General features: G+C 74.1%; 3 protein-coding genes. 1 reads left to right on the top strand and 2 read right to left on the bottom strand.

All coding sequences use genetic code 11. From position 1 onward, the window contains the following. Window positions 1-24: 24 nt before the first annotated feature. Complete coding sequence (locus ACYVE9_RS16400; protein WP_461028604.1) at window positions 25-915, bottom strand: 4-hydroxy-tetrahydrodipicolinate synthase family protein; 891 nt, start codon at window positions 913-915, stop codon at window positions 25-27. 85 nt (window positions 916-1000) lie between these two features. Next, window positions 1001-2833, bottom strand: coding sequence for an endonuclease/exonuclease/phosphatase family protein (locus tag ACYVE9_RS16395; protein ID WP_461028603.1), 1833 nt, complete (start codon window positions 2831-2833; stop codon window positions 1001-1003). A gap of 215 nt (window positions 2834-3048) precedes the next feature. On the opposite strand from ACYVE9_RS16395, the gene ACYVE9_RS16390 reads away from it, so the two are divergent. Beyond that, window positions 3049-4575 carry a hypothetical protein gene (locus ACYVE9_RS16390; RefSeq protein WP_461028602.1) on the top strand — a complete coding sequence of 509 codons (1527 nt, stop codon included), beginning with the start codon at window positions 3049-3051 and terminating at the stop codon, window positions 4573-4575. The last annotated feature ends 14 nt before the right edge of the window (window positions 4576-4589 follow it).

Genomic DNA, 4589 nt, shown 5'->3' with positions numbered 1-4589 from the left:
GACCGGAGGGCGGGGCACCGCGACTCAGCCGACCGCCGTTCTGAGGGCCTCGGCCAGCCTGCCCGTCAGCGCCTCACCGGCCGGCAGTAGCGGCCCGCGGACAGGCCCGCCGGGCAGTCCCGCCGCCGCGAACAGCGCCTTGACGGCGACAGCGCCGGACACCTCACCCAGGACGGCGTCCACCAGCGGCATCAGCGCCAGGTGGCGGCGCAGCGCCTCGGCGTGGTCACCCCGGTCGAAGTGGTCCAGCACCGCCCGTACCTGCGGTCCGGCGACGTTCGCCACCGTGCTGACGCACCCGCGGGCGCCGATCGCGCGCAGCGGCAGGTTCTGCTCGTCGCTGCCGGAGTAGTAGGCCAGACCGGTCGCCGCAAGCACCCGTCCCGTTTTCATCAGGTCCCGCGCGCAGTCCTGCACGCCCCGGATCCGCGGATGCTCCGCGAGCCGCAGCAGGGTGCCGGGGTGCAGCGCGGTGCCGGCGCCGGTGCGGGCCGGAACGTCGTGCAGCAGCACCGGCAGGCCGCACGCGTCGGCGACGGTCGCCAGGTGGTGCGCGATGCCCTCCTGGGTGGGGCGGGCGTAGGAGGGCGTGGCGACACGCAGTCCGTGGGCGCCGGCCGCCTCGCAGGTCCGGGCCAGCTCCACGGTGTGCCGGGTGTCGGCGGTGCCCACCGCGGCCGTCAGCACCGCACGGTCGCCGACGGCCTCCACCACGGCGCGCAGCACGGTGAGCTTCTCCGCGTCGGAGGTCGTCTGCGACTCGCCGGTCGCGGCGCCCAGCACCAGCGCGTCGCAGCCGCCCCGGTCGACGAGGTGGGTGGCGAGCCGCTGCGCCCCCTCGACGTCCAGGGAGCCGTCCGGCCCGAACGGAGTGATCATTGCTGCGGCGACACGGCCGAAGGGTCCCGAATCCATGTCAGGAGTCTGCTGCGGCGGTGCCGTCGGCGTCCAACCGGGTCACCGGTGGCCCGCGCCGCCGCGCGGGCCACCGGAGGACGCGTCAGGGGACGAAGCGCAGCACCTGCGGGTCGTGGTCGCTCACCTGGTCGGCGAACTCCGCGTTGTTGTGCACGATGTCGTAGTCGAAGCGCCGGATGCCGGGGGAGACCAGCGTCTGGTCCAGGACCTGCGAGTTGCCCTGGAAGACGTAGGTGTAACGCTCCTTCGCGGGCAGCGAGTCCACCGCGCTGCGCAGCGCCCCGCCGGAGGTGAGCGTCTTGGTCGTGGCGGAGAACTCGAAGTCGTTGATGTCGCCGAGCACGACGTACCGGGCGTTGCGCTGGACGTCGCGCACGTCCCGGACGAAGGCGTTCACCGCGCGGGCCTGGGCGAGCCGCTGCACCTCGGAGGAGCGCACCGGCGGCTGGAAGCGGGCGTGCAGGGCCTGGTCGCCGCCCTTGGACCCGAAGTGGTTGGCGACGACGATGACCGGCCGGCCGCGGAAGGAGAACTCGCCGGCCAGCGGCTTGCGGCTGCTCTGCCAGGCGTCGTCCTGCGGCGCGACGCGGCCGGGGGAGTGGCTGAGGGCGGCCTTGCCCCGGTGCTTGACCACGTCCACCGCGGTGGTCGCGTCGCCGCCCGGGCGGTCGGTGAAGGAGACCCGGGCCGGGTTGAAGAGGAAGACGTTGCGGATGTTGCCGCCGGGCTGGCCGCCGTCCGCCTTGTCCTGCGGGTCGATGCCGCGCCAGTCGTAGCGCGGCCCGCCCGCGGCGACCACGGCGTCGGCGAGCAGTTCCAGGGTGCGGTCCGCGGCGACCGTGCCGTCGTCCACCGGTCCGCTGTTGTCCTGGATCTCCTCCAGCGCGAGGATGTCCGGCGTCGCGAGGTCGCGCACGATGCCCTCGGCGAGCCGCCGGAACTTTCCGGCGTCGTCGGCCGGGGAGAGGTTCTCCACGTTGTAGGTGGCGACGGCCAGTTCGGCGGACCGCTGCTTGCGGGTCTGCTCGCGCTCCAGGCCGCGGGACTCCACGGTGCCCAGGTCGCGTGCCGCCACCAGGTAGCCGCCGAACTGGTCGTAGTCCAGCGGGCCGGCGGTCGTGCCGGTCAGGGTGTCCCCGACGTCGGCCACCGGGAAGGGCCGCTCGGCGGCGGGCGTCAGCGAGGTGACCTTCAGACGGCCGGAGTTCTGCGAGTGGTAGGAGCCGTACCGGGTGCCGCCGCGGGCCGTCGGGTTGTCCTGCGGGCGCACGGTGACCCACATGTCGTGGTACCGGGACGTGGCGCCGACCACGCGGGCGTCGGCGATCCGCACGTGCATGCCCTCCAGCGACTCCAGCCGGTCGAGCGCGTACCACCGTGGGCGCAGCGGCAGGGCGTCGATGCTGCCGTCCTCACCGGTACCCCTGGGGGCGTAACGGGCGGGCAGGCTACGGGAGTCGAGCGTCACGGGGGCGGGCAGGGCGTGCCCGGAGGACACCACCGTCACCTGCGGCGCCGATATCTGGGTGCCGGACTGGTTGCCGGAGCCGGCGCCCCCCGGCGTGTACTCGCCGACCTTGCCGCTGACCCTCACGAGGTCACCCGGGGAGACGGTGAGCGGGGTGGAGCCGGTGAAGACGAAGATGCCCTCGCTGGTCGCCGCGTCCCGGTCGGGCCGCGGGTCCTGCATCCAGAAGCCGCGGGAGCCGTAGGTCCGCACGCCCGTCACGATGCCGGTGACGTCGCTCACGGAGGTGCCGTTCAGCGGCGAGACGCGGGTGTCGCCCTGGATGTCGTGGATCCTGGTCCGGTCGGGCTCCGCGACGGGTGCGGCCACGGCCTGCGCGGTCAGCAGTGAGGAGGCCAGCGCGGTGACGGTCAGCGCACCGAGCGCGGCGTTGCGGCGAGTGGTCAAGGGTCCCTCCGGGGACAGTGGTGAAGCACCTGGCGAGCCTCACAAGGGGGCACGGCTCGTTTCTACGCGCGTAAAACTCGCGGACCGGACGGGAGTTGTCAAGGGACGCAGGGAAGACGCCGGGGTACCGCAGGGTGAACCCGGCGGGATGAGGCGAAACCCGTCTAGGCTGGGGCACTGCCACCGTCAGTGCCCACCGAGGAGCCCGAAAACCCATGTCCGGTGACGCCCGTCCTCCCATGCCCCCCGTGCTTCTGCCCGCGGACGCCGAACTCGCCAGGGCGGCGCTCGCGGCCCCCCTGCTGGCCCGCGCGGCGGACCTCGCCCGGTGGGCCGGGGACGGGATCCGGGTCGGGGCCGGAGGTGAACTCCTCGACGAGCAGCTGAAGTCGGCGGCGGAACGGCTCGGCTCCGGCAGTGACCCCGAGGGTCCGGCACTGGCCGCCGAGGCGTGGAGCCTCGCCGTGGACACCGGGCTCGTCGAGATCGAGGAGGACGCCGACGCCGAACCCACCCTGGAGAGCGACGAACCGGTCGGCACCGCGACCCCTGGCGAGGAGCTGCGGCTGCTGACCGCCGGCAGCCCGGCCGACGTGCTGGAGATCTGGCTCGGCGCCCTGGAGACGGTGCTCGCCGACGCGGCCACCCCCAGCCTGGAGGACCTGCTGGGCGGCATCGAGGGCGCGTTCGGGGACGACGGCGGCCTCAACCCGGACGCGGTGAACCCGGACGACCTGGAATGGGACCCGGAGGAGGAGGCCGCGTTCCTGGACGGCGCGCTCGGCAACCTCTACCTGCTGACCGCCACCGACCCCGCGGTACTCGCGGGCGAGCCCGTACCGCTGCCGGTACTGGCCGCCTCGATGGTGGTGCCGGACGGCGCCGAGGAGATGGCGGAACCGAGCGACGACGTGCTCGAGGAGGTCTCGGCCGTCATGATGCGGCTCGACGAGCAGTTCCGGCTGCTGGCACCGCTCGGCCCCCTGGAGTACCGCCCCGTCGACGAGTCCCTGATCACCGACGCGGACGAGGCGGCCGACGAGCCCGACGAGGACGAGGACCCGGAGCGTTACGGTCTGGTGCGGCTGACACCTCTGGGCGTCTACGGGGTGCGCGCCCGGATGCTCGACGCCGGCCTGACGGCGCCCGCCGTGGGTGAACTCGCCGACGCGGACGCCGCCGAACTGCTGGGCGCGCTGCCCGGCTACCCGGAGACGGCCGCCCAGGCCGAGATCGAGCAGTGGCTGGACGGCCGCGACCGGACGGCCGCCGCCCGGGATCTGCTGGCCGCCGCGCGGGGCGAGGACCCGGAAGCGCCGCGCCGCAGGCTGCACTGCCAGCAGGCGCTGTCGCTGATCGACGCGACGGCCGAACCGGCCCTCCGCGAGGTGCTGGACGATGCCCAACTCGGCGGGCTGGCCCGGGTCTGGCTGGCCGAGCACGGCATCACCGACGTTCCCCCGCCGGGGGAGGAGCTGGTCTTCTGGCTGACGGTCGACACGCTGGCGGCTCAGCTCGGCGGACCGCAGGACGAGTCCCAGGCGGAGGAACTGCGCGAGCTGGTGCAGGGTCTCGTCGACCAGCACAGCGGCTTCTTCGACAAGGTGTGGCGGGTGCCGCACCCGGCGACCGCCGAGGTGCTGGACGCTGTCGCCCGCCTGCACCCGGACCGCGCCGCGGCCAAGGAAGCCCGCAAGGCCGCCTACCGGGCCCGCTCCCGCAGCACGGACGCCCGCGCCTGACGGGACGGGTCTGG

This window comes from Streptomyces sparsus (assembly GCF_054776295.1).
Note: the sequence above shows the minus strand (reverse complement) of the source record. Positions and strands in the feature narration are given on the sequence as shown.

What these genes read in the sequence shown, in the direction of transcription:
- ACYVE9_RS16400 (WP_461028604.1), bottom strand. Translation starts at nt 915, where the DNA reads ATGGATTCGGGACCCTTCGGCCGTGTCGCCGCAGCAATGATCACTCCG.
- ACYVE9_RS16390 (WP_461028602.1), top strand. Translation starts at nt 3,049, where the DNA reads ATGTCCGGTGACGCCCGTCCTCCCATGCCCCCCGTGCTTCTGCCCGCG.